This is a genomic window from Oceanobacillus salinisoli, assembly GCF_009733865.1.
Lineage (GTDB): Bacteria > Bacillota > Bacilli > Bacillales > Amphibacillaceae > Oceanobacillus > Oceanobacillus salinisoli.
This window is the reverse complement of record NZ_WOFB01000040.1, coordinates 1-17,695: the sequence shown is the minus strand read 5'-3', so window position 1 is coordinate 17,695 and position 17,695 is coordinate 1. Positions and strand designations below refer to the sequence as shown.

The 17,695-nt window shown below is 38.7% G+C and carries 14 protein-coding genes, 4 tRNA genes and 1 riboswitch; of the genes, 11 read left to right on the top strand and 7 right to left on the bottom strand.

Annotated features, from left to right (window positions below):
* The first annotated feature begins 53 nt into the window (after window positions 1-53).
* The 4 genes from GMJ66_RS19140 to GMJ66_RS19125 all read left to right on the top strand — a co-directional run bounded on the left by GMJ66_RS19140 (window position 54) and on the right by GMJ66_RS19125 (window position 2,237).
* On the top strand, window positions 54-167 hold the full coding sequence (locus GMJ66_RS19140) for a YjcZ family sporulation protein (protein ID WP_156291920.1): 114 nt from the start codon (window positions 54-56) through the stop codon (window positions 165-167).
* A 36-nt stretch (window positions 168-203) separates the two neighbouring features.
* Window positions 204-347, top strand: a complete 144-nt coding sequence (locus tag GMJ66_RS19135; protein ID WP_156291919.1) for a YjcZ family sporulation protein — start codon at window positions 204-206, stop codon at window positions 345-347.
* Between the two features lie 250 nt (window positions 348-597).
* Window positions 598-1,005, top strand: coding sequence for a MarR family winged helix-turn-helix transcriptional regulator (locus GMJ66_RS19130; RefSeq protein WP_156291918.1), 408 nt, complete (start codon window positions 598-600; stop codon window positions 1,003-1,005).
* Between the two features lie 17 nt (window positions 1,006-1,022).
* The gene (locus GMJ66_RS19125) at window positions 1,023-2,237 is read left to right on the top strand and encodes an MFS transporter (protein ID WP_407939249.1); all 1,215 of its coding nucleotides are present in this window, start codon (window positions 1,023-1,025) and stop codon (window positions 2,235-2,237) included.
* Window positions 2,238-2,514: 277 nt separating this feature from the next.
* On the opposite strand, the gene GMJ66_RS19120 is transcribed toward GMJ66_RS19125, so the two are convergent.
* A complete protein-coding gene (locus GMJ66_RS19120) occupies window positions 2,515-2,709 on the bottom strand; it encodes a YbxH family protein (protein ID WP_156291916.1) in 195 nt (64 codons plus the stop codon).
* Window positions 2,710-2,901: 192 nt separating this feature from the next.
* Here GMJ66_RS19120 and GMJ66_RS19115 point away from each other — a divergent pair, with 192 nt between their 5' ends.
* On the top strand, window positions 2,902-4,035 hold the full coding sequence (locus tag GMJ66_RS19115) for a CapA family protein (RefSeq protein WP_156291915.1): 1,134 nt from the start codon (window positions 2,902-2,904) through the stop codon (window positions 4,033-4,035).
* Between the two features lie 514 nt (window positions 4,036-4,549).
* Here GMJ66_RS19115 and ald read toward each other — a convergent pair.
* Window positions 4,550-5,680 (bottom strand): alanine dehydrogenase, encoded by a 1,131-nt coding sequence (gene ald, locus GMJ66_RS19110; protein WP_156291914.1) that lies wholly within the window; start codon window positions 5,678-5,680, stop codon window positions 4,550-4,552.
* Window positions 5,681-5,791: 111 nt separating this feature from the next.
* Window positions 5,792-7,048: a PucR family transcriptional regulator gene (locus GMJ66_RS19105; RefSeq protein WP_156291913.1), complete on the bottom strand. Its 1,257-nt coding sequence runs from the start codon at window positions 7,046-7,048 to the stop codon at window positions 5,792-5,794.
* A gap of 369 nt (window positions 7,049-7,417) precedes the next feature.
* On the opposite strand from GMJ66_RS19105, the gene GMJ66_RS19100 reads away from it, so the two are divergent.
* Window positions 7,418-8,518 (top strand): YkvI family membrane protein, encoded by a 1,101-nt coding sequence (locus GMJ66_RS19100; protein ID WP_156291912.1) that lies wholly within the window; start codon window positions 7,418-7,420, stop codon window positions 8,516-8,518.
* A gap of 468 nt (window positions 8,519-8,986) precedes the next feature.
* Here the strand turns inward: GMJ66_RS19100 and GMJ66_RS19095 are convergent, their stop codons facing one another.
* The 4 genes from GMJ66_RS19095 to ade all read right to left on the bottom strand — a co-directional run bounded on the left by GMJ66_RS19095 (window position 8,987) and on the right by ade (window position 15,498).
* Window positions 8,987-10,153, bottom strand: coding sequence for a M20 metallopeptidase family protein (locus GMJ66_RS19095; protein WP_156291911.1), 1,167 nt, complete (start codon window positions 10,151-10,153; stop codon window positions 8,987-8,989).
* A 314-nt stretch (window positions 10,154-10,467) separates the two neighbouring features.
* Window positions 10,468-11,988 (bottom strand): AbgT family transporter, encoded by a 1,521-nt coding sequence (locus GMJ66_RS19090; protein WP_156291910.1) that lies wholly within the window; start codon window positions 11,986-11,988, stop codon window positions 10,468-10,470.
* Window positions 11,989-12,534: 546 nt separating this feature from the next.
* Window positions 12,535-13,584, bottom strand: a complete 1,050-nt coding sequence (locus GMJ66_RS19085) for a lactonase family protein (protein WP_156291909.1) — start codon at window positions 13,582-13,584, stop codon at window positions 12,535-12,537.
* A 186-nt stretch (window positions 13,585-13,770) separates the two neighbouring features.
* Window positions 13,771-15,498, bottom strand: coding sequence for an adenine deaminase (gene ade, locus GMJ66_RS19080; RefSeq protein ID WP_156291908.1), 1,728 nt, complete (start codon window positions 15,496-15,498; stop codon window positions 13,771-13,773).
* Between the two features lie 164 nt (window positions 15,499-15,662).
* A riboswitch (purine riboswitch) is annotated at window positions 15,663-15,764 on the bottom strand.
* A 510-nt stretch (window positions 15,765-16,274) separates the two neighbouring features.
* On the opposite strand from ade, the gene GMJ66_RS19075 reads away from it, so the two are divergent.
* The 5 genes from GMJ66_RS19075 to GMJ66_RS19055 all read left to right on the top strand — a co-directional run bounded on the left by GMJ66_RS19075 (window position 16,275) and on the right by GMJ66_RS19055 (window position 17,611).
* Window positions 16,275-16,538, top strand: a complete 264-nt coding sequence (locus GMJ66_RS19075) for an atypical membrane-integrating protein (Mistic protein) (protein WP_156291907.1) — start codon at window positions 16,275-16,277, stop codon at window positions 16,536-16,538.
* A 732-nt stretch (window positions 16,539-17,270) separates the two neighbouring features.
* Window positions 17,271-17,345 (top strand) — tRNA-Glu (locus GMJ66_RS19070).
* A 6-nt stretch (window positions 17,346-17,351) separates the two neighbouring features.
* Window positions 17,352-17,427, top strand: a tRNA-Val gene (locus GMJ66_RS19065).
* A gap of 3 nt (window positions 17,428-17,430) precedes the next feature.
* A tRNA-Met gene (locus GMJ66_RS19060) sits at window positions 17,431-17,507 on the top strand.
* A gap of 27 nt (window positions 17,508-17,534) precedes the next feature.
* Window positions 17,535-17,611 (top strand) — tRNA-Asp (locus GMJ66_RS19055).
* Window positions 17,612-17,695: the final 84 nt, after the last annotated feature.

Below are 17,695 nucleotides of genomic sequence, written 5' to 3'. Positions count from 1 at the left end.
TTGGGTGAAATAACATATAGTAATTCTGTAAATGCTTAAGGAGGTGTTTTATTATGAGCGCACCTGTAGCAGGTGGTTTCGGCTATGGTGGAGGCTTTGCCTTGATCGTAGTGTTGTTTATTCTATTAATCATTATTGGTACCTCTTACGTCGGTTTTGGTTACTAAATCTCCAGACAAAATTCTTATGTTAGGAGTGTTATGATGGGATTCGGTTACGGAGCTCATGCTGGATATGGATACGGCGCACCAGCATATGGCACAGCAGGTTTTGGCGGCGGACGTAACTTTGCGTTAATTGTCGTATTGTTTATTCTGCTTATCATTGTTGGAGCGGCTTGGCTGTAAAAAATAAAAATCGAATATGATGATTGAAATAAGGAAGGAAAACCGCCTCATGTATTTCAGCTAAATCTTCCATTATTTTTCCTCCTTATATCATGAATATTCGAAGGGTAGCCTAACTAAGGTTACCCTATCTTTATCCCATTCACATCGACACATTCCGACAAATTCCGGGAAGTGACAGGCACCAACTGGACAAATTGGAGTTTTGGGTGTATAGTTACCTAGGTAACTAAAGGTGGGGAGTTTTTTTATGCTACATTCTTTTTTTCATCAGAATTTACAGTTTACAAGGTCTTTTACTAAAAAACTAAATGAACAGTTAGTTGAAGTTGGCTTGTATCATTCCCAATGGTTAATAGTTTATTATTTAAAGCAATTTGAGACGGCTACTTTAGTGGATATCAGCAGTTATCTGGACGTAGAAAAACCAACCATTACTCGAACGGTCAATCGACTGGAAGAGCGGAAACTGATTGAGAGAATTCCGAGCACAGATAAGCGTGAGCGAAGAATTCAGTTAACAAAGAAAGGAATGCAAGTATATGAAGAAGCAAAACATGTAGTTGCTTCCTTTGAACAAAAGTTGATGGAAGGAATACCAGAGTCTGATCAGAAAGCAACATTACATACCATCCAGCTTTTAAAAAGGAAATTATAGAAAGGGAGGGAATGAGTTTGAGTAGAAAACCAAAATTATGGACCAAGGATTTTCTAATGGTTTCCACTTCAAACTTTTTATTATTTATTTCATTTTACATGTTAATGGTGACATTAACCGTTTATTCGATAGATAATTTTCAAGCATCGCAAAGTGTAGCAGGACTTGCTTCCAGTATCTTTGTTCTCGGTGCAGTAATCGTAAGGCCAATTGCTGGAAAAGTGATTACAACGGTCGGTAAGAAGAAGTTATTATTAATTGGCCTTAGTCTGTTTTTACTTATTATGGTCCTATATTTTCCAATCAATAACCTCGGTTTATTATTATTGATCCGATTTATTCATGGTTTTGCTTTTGGAATTAGTACTACTGCAACTGGGACCATTGCTGCGGATATCATTCCAGCGGTGAGGCGTGGTGAAGGGCTGGGATATTTTGCGACGAGCATGAATCTGGCCATGGCAATCGGACCGTTTTTAGGATTAGTCATTAGCCAGTATTTAGAAGACAAAATGATATTTGTGACAACTACCTTGTTCGCTATCATTGCTTGTATCACAACATTGTTTTTAAAAGTACCTGAAGAGAAACAGGATAAAGAAAAAAGTATCACTCCACAGAAAGGATTCCGAATTAGTAATTACTTTGAGAAAAAAGCCATTCCGATAGCTATTTTTGTAGGGATAAGCGGATTTGTCTACTCAAGTATTTTATCGTTCCTAACTTCATATGCAACAGAAATAAACCTAGTTGATGCAGCTAGTTTTTTCTTCGTGATGTACGCTGTTTTTCTTTTACTGTCCAGGCCAATCACTGGTCATGTCTTTGATTTTAAAGGGGAAAACGCGGTGATTTATCCATCTATTTTATTATTTGGATCAGGACTTGTACTGCTGAGTTTGGCTTCTCATGGATGGATTTTGCTCATCGCTGGAGCAGTTATTGGTGTTGGATTCGGAACACTTCAGTCAAGTGCACAAACGGTTGCAGTGAATGAAGCACCAATACACAGAATTGGACTGGCAACTTCAACATTCTTTGTCTTCTATGATTTTGGAATTGGAATTGGACCGTTTCTACTAGGATTTGTACTGCCTCTAACAGGATTTCGTGGACTATACTTAAGTATGGCAGCAATCGCTTTTCTTTCTATGTTTATTTACTATATTGTACATGGAAAAAAAGCATCAACCAGACAAAAAGAACAAACCCCGCATAAAAAAGAAGCCTAATTTGGTGCCTGTCACTTCCCGAATTTTGTCGAATGGAAAGAATCATTGAACGGAAAGGTTTGATGGTTCTTTTTTTACACGTTTGGAAAGTACAAAATTTCAGCATGAAGTGGATTAGACATAGCTAAATTTTCAGGTGGCAAGTATGTTGTCCGGGCTTTTTTAGAAGAGCGGATAAAATAAAATGGCATAGTAAAGTTGAAAGGGATAGGCGGCAGCCTCATCCCTTTATTGCTTATTGGGAAGTAACGTGACCACAGATTTCAACTCCCTTAAATCATTCCATCCCATGCTCCTCACAATACTCATCAACCATCCTTTCGATTTGGTCCAACTCTGGAAACTTCCCGGAAAAGGTAAACTTAATTTCCTCCACAAACTCACCTTGCTTATATACGTGAATCGCGCCATTCTGTTCAATCACACTATATTCGGGTTCAAAACGATATCCGTTCCGTTCAATCGCGCCCATATGATAATCAACTCCTTAAAAATGAATTCCTTCCCCTTAGTATACCCAATTTGGTGCCTGTCACTTCCCGAAATTTGTCGAAGGAATGTTGGTTGGTTCTGTCAAGGTTTTACAGTAAAATGCAAACCTGTTTTGTTATAATTCTGATAAATTTTAATCTTAAATCAATAAATTATATCGGAGTGAATTTTTATGTTTCCTTTTTTACTTAGTTTAAGCATTATGTTTTCTCCATCATATCCTCCAATTGTGGAAAATACTCCATTGAATCCCTCGCCGATAATGCAATCCGAATATTTCAGCCTGGATCAACTTTCGGAAGTGATTGAGGAAGTAACGAATTACAAAACGTCCTTTACGATAAGTGCAGCGGGTGATGTAACGATTGGTAGTGATGACAGCTTCGGTTATTATGGAACCTTTCATCATGAGGTAGATGAAGCAGGGCTGGAGCATTTCGGCAAGAATGTAACGTCCATTTTCGAAAATGATGACATGACCATCGTAAATTTAGAGACTACCTTAACAACTAGTGAGCAGAAGGCAGAAAAGTTATTTCGTTTCAAGGGTAGCCCAACCTATACAGAAATTTTGAATTTAACCAGTGTGGAAGCGGTCAACTTAGCGAACAATCATACATTTGATTACATGCAAAAAGGGTATGAGGAAACCATCGAAAATCTGAATAAATACAGTATTGATTCCTTTGGTTATGACCGTGTCTATTTTAAAGAGATCAAGGGAATTAAAGTGGGAGCGATTGGATACACCGGCTGGTACGATTCTGCAGAAGTGCGTGAACAGATGACAAAGGATATAGACTATTTAAAAGAACAAGGTGCACAAATCATTATTGCCAATTTCCACTGGGGAGAAGAGCGCCATTACCATCCTAACTCCGCACAGCAGTCCTTAGGGAGATTTGCCATCGATTCTGGTGCTGACTTGGTGCTCGGTCATCATCCTCATGTTGTTCAGGGGATTGAAGAATATAATGATAAATTCATTGTCTACAGTCTGGGGAATTTTATGTTTGGAGGGAACCGGAATCCAAGTGACAAGGATACGTTTGTTTTTCAGCAAACCTTCCATTTTTCCTTCAACGAATTGACCGATGAAAAGTACATCAAAATTATTCCAGCAAGTATCTCTTCTGAAACGAACCGAAACAATTACCAGCCCACACCGCTGGAGGGAGAAGAGGCTGAACGGGTATTAACGAAAATTTTAAGTCTGAGTGATGATATTACAGAAAACAGTCTTAGCACCGCTGACTACTTCATGGAAGACAGTATAGCTGTGTTTTCCGAAAAGGATTCATATTAAAAAGCGAAACCGGTTGATTCCACTTCAACATTAAAATTTACTGGAATGGGGGCAAGCTGCTTCGTCAGCTGCCCTTTTTTCTTTTTAACCTTCCCACTTTTCACATAAACACGCCGTTTGCCATTTAAATATCCGTTACATAATGAATCGTATTCATTTGCCCAGTAACTTCACCATTAAAATATAGCCGTCACTCGGATCGCAAAAATCGTGACGATGTTATTGCCATCTGCTTTTTTAGACTAGGTTACGTCAATCATGGACTAATCCATGCAAATTCGGCCAACAGACGATGTTTGCTGTTCTGGAGAATTCAGTCGGTATACCCAATTGGAATCGTAGCAATGACCAAGTCTTTCTTTGTTATATATTTATAGCCATAGTTTTGAGCCAGACGAAGTGCTTCTTCTTTAACGGCTATTCCATGTGATGGATAACGTCTAGGGATATTTCTGCCCTGCGAAAAAAATACCCTTCCATAGAGAAGAGGAACGGTATATTTAAATATTATATATTATACTAGTGCAGAATCTTTCATTGCTTCTTGAACTGGAACATAGTCATATCCAAGGTCATGGGCAACCGCTTCATAAGTAACATTGCCGTCTACCACATTGACACCGGTACTGATAGCAGGATTATCCTGAACAGCCTTGGCAACCCCTTTTGTAGCAATTTGCACTGCATATGGTACGGTCACATTCGTTAAGCCGACAGTTGCCGTACGTGGTACAGCACCAGGAATATTTGCTACGGCATAATGGAGGACGTCATGTTTAATATAGATGGGATCATCATGTGTTGTTGGATGGTCCACGGTTTCAAAGTTTCCACCTTGGTCAATCGCAACATCGACAATCACAGATCCAGGCTGCATGGATTGAACCATTTCTTCCGTAACAAGTTTAGGGGCCTTAGCACCAGGAATTAATACGGATCCAATAACTAAGTCAGAATGTTTCACTGCTTCTGCGATATTGTACGGATTGGACATGAGCGTTTGAATTCTAGAACCAAAAATATCATCCAATTGACGCAAACGGGCAGGGTTAAGATCGATAATTGTAACGTCAGCACCTAGTCCAAGCGCAATGGTAGCAGCATTTGTACCAACGACTCCACCACCGATAACCGTTACTTTACCACGGCTTACACCAGGAATTCCTCCAAGAAGAATACCTTTGCCACCTTTTGATTTCTCCAAATACTGAGCACCAATTTGTGTTGCCATGCGTCCAGCAACTTCACTCATTGGAGTAAGTAATGGTAATGTGCCGTTTACGGTAATCGTTTCATATGCAATTGCCGTTACTTGTTTTTCTGCAAGCTCTTTTGCCAATTCAGGTGCTGCAGCAAGATGAAGGTAAGTGAATAAAATTAATCCTTTGCGGAAGTACTTATATTCAGATGGAAGAGGTTCTTTTACCTTCATAATCATATCTGCTTTTCCCCAAACATCTGAAGCGTTTTCAAAAATTTGTGCACCAGCTTCTTTATATTCTTCATCCGTAAAGTTGCTTCCAAGTCCTGCATCTTTTTCTATAATAACAGTTTGGCCAGCATTAATTAAATGTACTATTCCAGCTGGGGTCATAGCCACGCGGTTTTCATTATTTTTAATTTCCTTAGGTACGCCAATAATCATATTTCTCATCTCCTCATATCAAGTCTATATTGCTATCGTATCGCTTTTGTATTCATAATGCCTTATTCAAAAAAATGAAAGTAAGAAACATGATTTGTGTATTTACACAAATCATGTTTCTGTCATGTTTTCCACAATCAAATCAAGATAAATGGCTGTTTTTTGATTAGGGTCTTTTAAATTTAATTCTGCAACTTCCCGAATCCGCTTTAGACGATAATTCATCGTATTGGGATGAATAAAGAGCTGTTTTGCAGCATCATAAACATTACAGTCCGATTGCAAGTAAGCACGTAAGGTTGGCAAGAGGGAAGTGCGATGTTTTGTATCATAAGTCTGCAGTTTTTCGATATACTTATTTTTATTATTCTGCTGTTTTCTTATTTTATACAGTTCATCAATAAATTGATAAACGCCCAATTCATCATATAGATAAGTATATTGAAGCTCTTCCGGGAATTTCGCTTTCATCTCCAGGACCTTTTCCGCTTGCTTGTAGGAATCTTTTATCTTGTGAGGCGCTTCAACAACAATCCCGGAGGAACCGAGAATCCCTTGTAAGTTCAGCTGATCACTGATTTTTTCAATAAACTGGTGAATAAAATCAGTAACCAGTTTAGATGGATGATCTTCTTTTATAAAACGGACAAGCATGATAAACTTATTTTCGTCAAATAATCGTGAAACAACTTGAACATTGACCCGTGTTTCGGATAAATAATAGGCATGTTTTTCCATTTGTTCAGTCACATTAGCCGGAAATTGAATGACAACGATAGCCATTTTTCCTTCCAAAACCATGTTAAATTGTTTGGCTTGTTGCTGAATTTCATTGTTATCGGTTATATCACCGGTTAATAATTGCCAGAAAAAATCTTTATTGCCTTCTTCTGATTTCCTCTTCCGCTGACGGCGCTTTAGGAAGAATTTTTTCACAAGCAAGGCAGCCTCTTTAAGAAGCTGTAATTTTTCTTCGCTCAACTTTTTATCACCGGTATGAGCCCAAATAAATCCAAGGATTTCATTCTTTTTTCGTATGGAGACAGCAACCCGGTTTCCAAGGCCTATTTCCTTCATTTCCGGAATGATAATCGGGTCGTCACTGTCTATTAATCTAGGCATCACCCCTTTTTTCCAGAGACCATTAATGACTTTATCAGGAACTTTGCGATTCATAATTGTCCCAATTCTTGCCTCGTCGATTTTTTCTGTATGTTTGCTGTAGGAGACGACATGATGATTGGAGTCTTCTATTGTTATAGGACATTCAAAAATATCTGCAATTCGGTCGGCTAATTGTTCAGGAGAGTCCATAACCTCATTCAAGCTATTTTTCAATTGTTCTGGTTGATTCGGAAAGTTATTCATATATATAATTCCTCCATTTGAGTGGCTTCCTTTTCAAGGAGTCTCTTCGTATTTCACTTTACTAGTTTTGTACCATTCATTATGTTTGCTATTCATGAAAAAATCCACTAATTGAAGATACACGTTATGAATGGAGCGTTCTGTTTTACACGTTAGGAAAGTATAAAATTTTGCGCTTAGATGTCTAGCTCCATCGCCCAGCGACTAGCGGACTTCCCTCACCTCCGTACGTCGCTAAACGGGCGCTTGCGCTTTTTTTATCCATTGTTTTGTGTAAATTAACAAATATATTACTTTTTATTTTAGTATATAGACAAATAGAATGAAACTGTTATACTAAATCTTGTAGACATTTAAGGAGGAACTAGCATGAAAAATATTTTTAAGATTGGAAGCGCTCTTATCGGGGTGATAGTCGGTGCTGGATTTGCTTCCGGACAGGAAGTTCTCCAATATTTTACTAGTTTTGGAATAATGGGGATTTTAGGCGCAATTATTGCTACTGCTTTCTTCGCTTATGTTGGAATGGTACTTGTCTGGTTGGGCAGCCGTGCTAAAACAACGTCGCATAAAGAAATCATATATCCTATTAGTGGACGTATATTAGGGATAATTATCGACTATATTCTTATCTTCACGCTATTTGGTGTAGGAGTTGTCATGATTGCCGGGGCAGGATCGAATTTGAATCAGCAGTTTGGTCTTCCTTTAGTGGTTGGAACGACGATAATGGCGATTCTAGTTATGCTGGTAGGTATGTTGAAAGTGGACCGTGTTGTAGCGGTTATTGGAGGTATTACACCTTTTCTTATTCTATTTGTCATGATGATTTCTGTTTATAGTTTTCTGACGATTGATGGTACCATTCTTGCTTTGGATAGCTTGGCAAAAGAGCAGCCAACTACATTGCCGAATTGGTTTATTTCAGCTATCAATTATGTATCCTTTAATACAGCAGTAGGGGCATCGATGGCTATCGTTATGGGCGGTGCAGAGCCAAATCGTAAAACAGCTGCATGGGGTGGTCTAGTTGGTGGACTAGGTTTAGGTATATTAATTCTATTAAGTCACATGGCTATTTTTGCAAAAGTAGAAGAAGTTGGAAGCCTGGACATGCCGATGCTTGGCATTGTAAATAATATATCCCCTTCATTAAGTGTGATTATGTCCCTCGTGTTATTTGCGATGATTTTTAATACAGCAATTAGTATGTTCTTTTCGTTTACTGCTCGATTTGCCCAGGTCGGGACACGTAAATTTAAAATGTTTTTCATTATAACGATGCTTGTTGGGTATGCTGCAAGTTTCGTAGGATTTACAGATTTAGTTGCTTATTTCTATCCGTTGATTGGCTATCTTGGACTTGTCTTAATTGCCGTTCTAATTGTGGCACCATTTAAAATCCGTAAAGAAGAAAGAGAGAAAGCAAACGTTCAGGAAGAGCAACCTAAAAAAGCGATGCACGGTTAAGTGCATCGCTTTTTTTACGATTGGAAAATATTATTTCTAATCGATGACATTTACCAAAAAAAAGGTGAATGCCATCGATTTTACTTTTATAGTGCATACGGTATGCCATTGCACGAATAAATTTATAGTGTTTTTTTTTCAAGTGCAATCTTTAAATCTTAGTTTAATGGCTATGGTCGGTATTCCAATGTCATTTTTAGATGTAGTTCTGTTTGGCACAGTATGAGGAATTGCTAACGGGTTGAGAGGGTTAACTTAAAAATTATTTGGCCAGACTATTTTGGCCGAAAATATATTGGCAGTATTAATGGGGGCCGCGTAATGATGTTAAAAGAGCGAATACGAGTTTTCTGATCAGGGAGTATTGATCGTACAACAAAGATTTGTTGAAAGAAATCGGGATAGGTGATAAAAGTAAAGAGGCAAAAAAAGAGCAGTCCACCAGTCAGGTGTACTGCTCTCCTTATATTATTTAGCCATTTCCAGTGCGACATGAACCATCATTTTCACACCGTCAATAAAGCTGTCTTCATCCAGGCCGAATTTTGGATGGTGATGCGGATAATCAAATCCTTTATCCGCATTCATTGCACCGATAAATGCATACGTGCCAGGAATTACTCTTGAGAATGCGGAAAAATCTTCCCCACCCATGCCTAGTGGGTATTCGAATACTTTATCTCCAAAGGCTTTCGTTGCCATGTCGATTACTTTTTCGGTCATTTCCTCGTTGTTTACGACGGCACTGTAGCCATATTGGAAGTCAAACTCATAATCACAGTCATAGGAAGCACAAATAGATGCTACTGCTTTTTCCATCTTTTCCTTCACTAATTCACGTGTTTCTTCTTGGATGGTACGAACGCTTCCTTCCAAAACAGCTGTATCTGGAATGATGTTTTTCGCCGAACCTGCATGGAATTTCGTAGTTGAAATCACGACAGAATCAAGTGGTGACGTAATCCGTGAAACGATGGTCTGGAACTGATTCACGATTTGTGTTCCAACAATCACTGGATCAATCGAGTTTTCCGGCATGGCAGCATGTCCACCTTTACCTTTGATCACCAATTCAAAGGTATCGGAATTGGATGTTACCGGTCCTTTTTTAATTCCAATTTTTCCAAGTGGTATCGTGGAGAAAAGATGTTGTCCGTAGATGAAATCCAAATCATCAAAAAGTCCTGTCGCTACCATTTCCTGAGCTCCACCTGGTGGAAGTTCCTCTGCATGCTGGAAAATCAAATAAATTTCACCGTAAAGAGATTCGGTGTTGTCAGCTAAAACCTTGGCTGCGCCGAGTAGAATGGAAGCATGACCATCATGTCCACAAGCGTGCATCACCCCGTCTTCTTTTGACTTGAATTCCAAGTCGTCCCGTTCCTCATGAATGGGAAGGGCGTCAATATCTGCACGTAAGCCAATTTTCTTTCCAGGCTTCTTCCCTTTAATAATTCCCAGCACACTGGTTGGTGTGGGTCTTGATATCTCAATATTTCCAATCTTACGCAGTTCTTCCTCGATATATTGACTTGTCCAGTGCTCTTCGAAAGATACTTCTGGATGCTGATGCATCGTTCTTCTCCAGTCGATGACACTTGGCATAATTTCTTTTATTTGTTGTTCTAAATCCATGTTGTAACTCTCCTTCTTTTTAGGCTGTTTTTATAAATGGATGGGACTCGGTTACTCATCCCACCCGAAAAGATTTGTTGCTTTTGGATACAAAATGTATAGACTGTGACGTAAATTTATATGATGGTTGGTGCTTCCAATTGCTACGGAAAACATACTGCCCGGAGCGGGAATCAACCTTGCACTACACTATGTCACGTTTTTTCAACGATGGTAATGAATAGCAACTAACTTTTGAAAAGATTTTCTTTTTAACAGTTCAAAAAGTCCGATTAAAAATTACATCGAACTTTTTGAACTGTCGTATATAAATTTTACGGTAAATGAATTGGGCCTCCAGGACCTACTGGAATTCCAAGTAAGTACCATACAGTAATAAAGATGGTCCATACGATAAATATAGCTATCGAATATGGGAGCAAGTTGGAAATTAATGTGCCAAGTCCTGCATTTTTATCATAGCGTTTTGCAAAGGCCAGTAGTAATGGCAGGTATGGCAGCATTGGTGTAATCGGATTTGTAATAGAATCCCCAATTCGATACAGCATTTGTGTAAATGCCGGGTCATATCCTAAGAACATGAACATTGGAACGAATACTGGTGCTAGAATCGCCCATTTGGCGGAAGCACTTCCGATTAATATATTAATAAACGCTGCCAGGATAATGAATCCGATAACTAGTGGAACACCTGTGAAATTTAGGGCTTCCAATAATTCTGCACCTTTGATAGCAATTATCGGTCCAAGATTACTCCATTGGAAGTAGGCAAGCATTTGTGCTGCGAAGAATACGAGAACAATATAGCTGCCCATCGTTGCCATTGCTTCGGATAAAATTTTCCCGAAGTCATTTGAACTCTTAATTGTACCTGCTTTTAGTCCATAAACAAGTCCTGGTACAAAGAATAGAATCGTAAGAATAAACACTATTCCATCCATGAATGGTGAGCCGTCAATAATCGAACCTGTTTCCGGATTTCGTAATACTCCATTTTCCGGAAGCAAGTGGATTAAGATAAATGCTGCAGTAATTAAAATGGAGATGTTTGCCCATTTTAAAGCGGTTCTCTCTTTAGCCGTTACTTCTTTTTCTGCGATTGCCTCACCTTGATAACCGCCAAGTCGAGGAATCGTGATTTTTGTTGTCACAAAATAGATCACTAGAAGCAGCAACATAGATGATGCGGCGATAAAGTAATAGTTCATCGCAATATTTCCTGAGTAGCTTGGGTCAACAATCTGTGCTGCAGGTTCGGTAAATCCAAATACTAATGCATCTGACATTCCGAGAATAAAGTTGGCAGCAAATGCACCCAGTGATGCCGCATAGGCCATAACAAGACCGGCAATTGGATGGTGCCCTAAGCGTATCATAACCATGGCAGCAATTGGCGGTAAAATAATTGGAGCGGCATCTCCAGCTACGTTACCGATAATACCTGTTAAGATGACGGTTGGAATGATCAGTTTGTATGGTGCCACTTCAATGACGCGTCTCATTACAGTTTCGAAATAGCCTGTTCTTTCCGCAATGCCGATACCAATCATAACAACCAGTACCATTCCAAGTGGTGGGAAGGCACTAAAGTTATTAATACTTTCCGATATAATTAATGCCAGTCCTTCCCCTGATAATAGATTAACTGCTTCGACTACTTCGCCAGTTGCTGGATTCGTTGCCTTGAAGTTAAATAGGGAAGCAATGAAGGAAGCGGCAAGAATAATTCCCATTAAGACAGCAAATAAAACGATGGGATCTGGTAGTTTATTTCCCGCGACTTCAACTTTGTTTAAAAACCTATCTGCAAAACTCTTTTTGTTTTTTGTTTCCATAAAAACCCTCCGATGCTTTTCGTTATGTTGTCGTGCAGTGGACTAAGGATACCACCGAAATACTTCTTGATTGATTTGTCTATCATGCAGTGAAGGCAATCTGTTTTCTATAGTGTTTAAAAAATTACAACTTTCAATGCATGAGAAATTTAGTATTTTTCGACTTTTTCAGATATTTTAGAAGCTAAAGTACCTTAATAGTCGGAAAATTCACTGAAATAGACAATTTACAAGAACATATCGAAAATTATAAGAGTTTTTACGTCATATTACAAGTACTTTCGACAAATTTCATATAATTACCAACGATTATGGTGCCTGTCACTTCCCGAAATATGTCAAAAATTGTCGATTAATAAGAGCTCAGAACTTTATTGTCTTAATAAGAAAGTAGCTGGAACAATGTATCTGTGGTTGATACAATCCCAGTCACTTTTTCTGTTTGGATGATTTGATAAGTTTTTCCTGTCCCTTGATGTCTGATTAGATTTAATAGTGTATTCTTTTCCGCCATTCGACAAAATGCGGGAAGTGACAGGCACCAGTCTATAGGAATTTAAGGCAGATTGGTTCTGGGACGGTGATATCCTTCTGTACTAATGTTAATTTACCGGTTTCTGAGCTGCGAGAAAACAGAGTAAGGTTGTCTGATTCCTGATTGGCTGCAATGAGAAATTTCCCGCTTGGGTCGAGTACGAAATCCCTTGGCCAGTCACCTTCTGTTGGCGTGTTTTCTATAAAGCTTAGTTGTCCAGATTGTTCATTAGCTTCAAAGACGGCAGTGCTATTATGTCCACGGTTCCCAGAGTAAACAAATTTCCCATCTGAGGACACGTGAATCGCACTGCCTTGGTTATTTTCTTTAAAATCCTCTGGAATTGTACGCGCTGATTGCACAATAGAAAAGCTGCCATTACTGCTATCATAGGATAGCACCAGAACTTCTGAGCTAAACTCTGTTACGAGATAGGCGACAGTCTCCAAATGTGGATGAAATTCCAAATGTCTAGGTCCACTTCCAGCGGGGGTCTCCAATCGGCTGGCTTCAGTTAACTCTCCTTGTTCACTGACATGGTAAGTAACGAGTAAATCACTTCCCAAATCAACTGCAGCTAAATATTTTTCATCTGGAGTCATACCGGCATAATGGACATGGGGCTTCTCCTGACGAGGGTCGGGACCACTGCCAGTGTGTTTAATCGTTGATACAGCGGGACTTACCTTGCCATTATTCATATCAATAACATAGGAATCAACAGTACCTTTATGATAGTTTGTACTGAATAAGAAACGATGGTCCTTGTTGGTATTAACATGACAAGGGTTTGCACCAGGTACTAATTGTTTATTTAGTTCATTGAGTTCTCCGTTATTTGAGTTGATTTCATAGGCGGCAACTCCGCCATTATCATCTTCCTTTGCTACAGAGTAAAGAAACTTTTTATCATCGGTAATAGTTAAATATGTAGGGCTGCCAACATTTGCCGCAAGCTTGATATTCGTTATTTTAGCTGCTTCGGTATCCAATTCAAAAGAATAAATTCCTTCACTGGTCCTTTTAGTGTATGTTCCAATGTATCCAGTATATTTCGTCATGTATCATTCTCCTTTCAAACTAATCCTGTTTCCTAAGTATATCGTTTTTAGGAGGTACCTGTCACTTCCCGGAAATGTCGGGATTTGTCGAAATGGTATAATCTTGATATACGGTTGATTTATAAGCTGTTTTGCAGAATGGGATTCGACAAAAATCAACAAAATGCGGGAAGTGACAGGCGCCTATTAAACAGGAATGTTTATGAATTGCATGGTATCGACGTCAAATAGTCCCTGGTATGTTAGCTTTAATGAAGGAATGACCGGTAAACTTAAAAAGGCTAACGTAATAAATGTATGAGCCGTTTTCTGATTGGTTACTTTAGATAAAGCCGTGTTTAGTGATTCCATCTCTTTAATGACCGTCTCGTAAGGATTGTCAGACATTAACCCGGAGATGGCCAATTCTAGTTTTCCTATCACTTTCTCATCTTTGACTACGACTAATCCACCGTTCATTTCTTCGACTGCTTCCATTGCTTTTAGCATGTCCGCATCATTGGTACCAGCTGTCAACAAATTATGCGAGTCATGAGCTACCGTTGAAGCGATTGCTCCATCAAGAAGCCCTAATCCTTTGACGATTCCCAATCCGATATTTCCTGTTTGGTGATGACGTTCGATTACAGCAATCTTAGCTAAGTCTTTTTCGACAGAAGGAATGAATAATCCATTTTCCGTCAAAACTTCTTCGGTTATCTTTTTGGTTGTTACTTGATTAGGGATAACTTCAATTACATTAGCTTTTGTCGACTGTTCCATAGAAATTTGCAAATCATCGGTGGAAATCGGCGGCAGATTTACTGTTTTTCTTAATTTTTGGCTAACACTGCTTTCATCGTTAGATTTTGTTTCGTCCCCTACATAAACACCGTCTTTGGCAATAAGTTTTCCACCCTTATATACTTCGGAAATAGTCAATGTATCAAGGTCATCTATAAATAGAAAATCTGCTTCATATCCAGGTGCAATGGCTCCTTTTGTAGAAAGGGAGAAGCATTCAGCTGCATTTAATGTCGCTAATTGAATAGCTTGAAGTGAGTCCATTCCATGTTTTACAGCTAACCGTATATGGTGATCAATGCTTCCTTCGTATAACAGTTCATCAACATGCTTATCATCGGTACAGAAAAGAAACCTTCGAGCATTTGCTGGTGTCACCATATGAATTAATGCTTCCAAGTTTTTAGCAGTTGTACCTTCTCGAATCATGACATACATACCTCTGGATATGCGCATTTGAATTTCATTACTGCTAATACTTTCATGGTCTGTTTTAATACCAGCGGCTCGGTAAATATTAATACCATCTTCATCGAATCCAGAGCAATGTCCATCCATATGATTACGATGCTTTTTTGCTGCCTCGATTTTTTCAAGCATGTGCTGGTCAGCAGTTTTCACGGCTGGAAAATCCATCACTTCTGCAAGACCGAGCACACGTGGGTGTTTATAAAATGGCTCTAAATGCACATTGTGTAAAGTTGCACCCGCATTCTCAAATGATGTTGCAGGAACGGAAGAAGGGAGATTGACAAATACATCCAAATCCAGTCCCTCGGAATTGTCCAGCATAAATTGAATACCATTCGTACCAGAAACGTTGGCAATTTCATGCGGATCTGTAATAACAGTCGTTACCCCATGCGGAAGAACAACTTTTGCAAATTCCTTTGGGGTAACCATGGATGATTCTATATGAACATGTCCATCAATAAAGGATGGGGCAATGTATCGGCCATTGGCGTTTATCATTTCTTTTCCTTCGTATTCACCGATTCCAACTATCATTCCATTGGCAATCGCGATATCCCCATGAATGATAGCTAAATTAAACACATCTATTATTTTTGCATTTTTTATTACCATATCTGCAGGAATGCGTTTGCTGGATACATCTAAAAGGTGTTTCATCTCACAACATCTCCTTCATTGCTATTATGTTTTGAATTATGTCTTCGGTAAAATAAAAAAACTCCAGGAATACCTAGAGTTTGACGGGAAGTACAAGATAATATTCGTGCTGCCATTAATAGTTTGGACGAAAAAATACAATTCCATCCACTTCATCGCATATGAAATCTTATCATGTGCTTCATAGTCAAACTATTTACGGTAGTTTGGTAGAAACTTTTGGACCATATTTCCAAATTTATATGAAGACTATTCAATTATTAAATACATATAATAACGGATTGTTAGATGGATTACAAGATTTTTTTAACAGGTTGGAAAGGTGTAAAGTTTTAGCTAAGAAGCGGGTTTGACATAGCTAAGATGATAACGGTCTGAATATTAATGAAGCAGGACTCTTTACAAATCTATAAGAAGGTAACTTAAGTGTTATTTTATGTAAGTAATTTAAGGAATTGCTTCAATTAAAGATAAATAAATACAAGTTTTCAACGTGCTCAGATGTTCCCAGTAACAGAATGGTGTTTATACATCGAATAATACATGTGCCTGTAGGACCTCATTAAAAACTCAATTGAATATATGAATGATAAATGGGGGAGAGCAAGAGCAAGTAGTTCGCCTAACAATCAGTAGGAGATAAAAAACATTTTAGTTCCATTATTTTGGAATAATATTGCAGCTTTTAACTGTAATTATTCCTCTACGGTAAAAATTACTATAGAAGGAAGTTCCCTAATCTTTTTTTGGGTATGCTATAGACTGAGGTGATTTATATGAAAGCGACGGAATTAGAAAGTAAACGATTTGATAAAGCTTTAGATGAGATTTTGGATTTGTTTAATAATCTTGAAAGTGATGAGCCGATTATTAAGTATAATGATGAAGTTTTGGTGTACATCGAAAAAGCCAAGAAAAAATACGGCGAAGACGTTGTTCATGAGAAAGTAAATACAGTGGTAGGGGAAATGCTATCCTGGCTCGATTTGGAAGGAGTGGATCTGGAGGATAATGAAGAGGAGGAAAGGGAAGAGGGATAATCTTCTTTTCCCTCTTCTTTATTTACACATTTGAGAAGCATAAATTTTTAGGGGAGAAGTGAGTTAGATGTAGTAACAAGTTTGAACATCCAACTTTTAAAAACGAACACGTTTACTATAAGACGAGCGAATGCGAGTTTATTTAAAAGCTGTTTTCTAAACTATTACTGCTACTCTAAACAAATAGACTGTTACGTAAGCTTAGGTTGACTTCCTTTCCAGGTAGTCCGCGTACCATAGGGCAACGATTCAGACTTCGAAAAAAACGCTTCCTGATCTGGTCTAGCTTACCGAATTCTTTTAGTAATTGACTGTCTTCCGCTCCAATTAACCATTATAAAGGTGTAACAGTAGGTTAGTGCTACAATAGCAGACACATGCATTAAGACTCCCGAGGAAATTTTTGTAGGTTTCCGGATTGGTAAATATGGTACCAACCATTATCCGAAATTAAGTCCGTTTTATATTTAAGGGAAAATATTTACGGGAAGCTCTTTGTTTAATCTAAACATTATCGGAAAAGTGCCATATACAATGCTTATTTTATAGTAGGAATAAAAAAAGATAAAAATATTATCAGTTTGTGTTGACTTTTATCTCTATATGCTTTATTATAAATCTTGCTGTTAAGAAAGCAGTAAACAAAAAATAATTAATTTTTATTTTCTGTTGACATGTTAATTGATAGTATGATATATTATCATTCGTTGTCAATTTAATTCGCTTTTGATTGGCCCGTTGGTCAAGTGGTTAAGACACCGCCCTTTCACGGCGGTAACACGGGTTCGAATCCCGTACGGGTCACCAATTATTGGAGGGTTAGCTCAGCTGGGAGAGCACCTGCCTTACCAGCAGGGGGTCACAGGTTCGAGCCCTGTACCCTCCACCATATCGCGGGGTAGAGCAGTCTGGTAGCTCGTCGGGCTCATAACCCGGAGGCCGCAGGTTCAAATCCTGCCCCCGCAACCAAAAAATCAATTACAGTAAAGTTATTAAGGTCCGGTAGTTCAGTTGGTTAGAATGCCTGCCTGTCACGCAGGAGGTCGCGGGTTCGAGTCCCGTCCGGACCGCCATCTTAAATCAATAGATTCCATCATGTAAGGCTCGGTAGCTCAGTTGGTAGAGCAACGGACTGAAAATCCGTGTGTCGGCGGTTC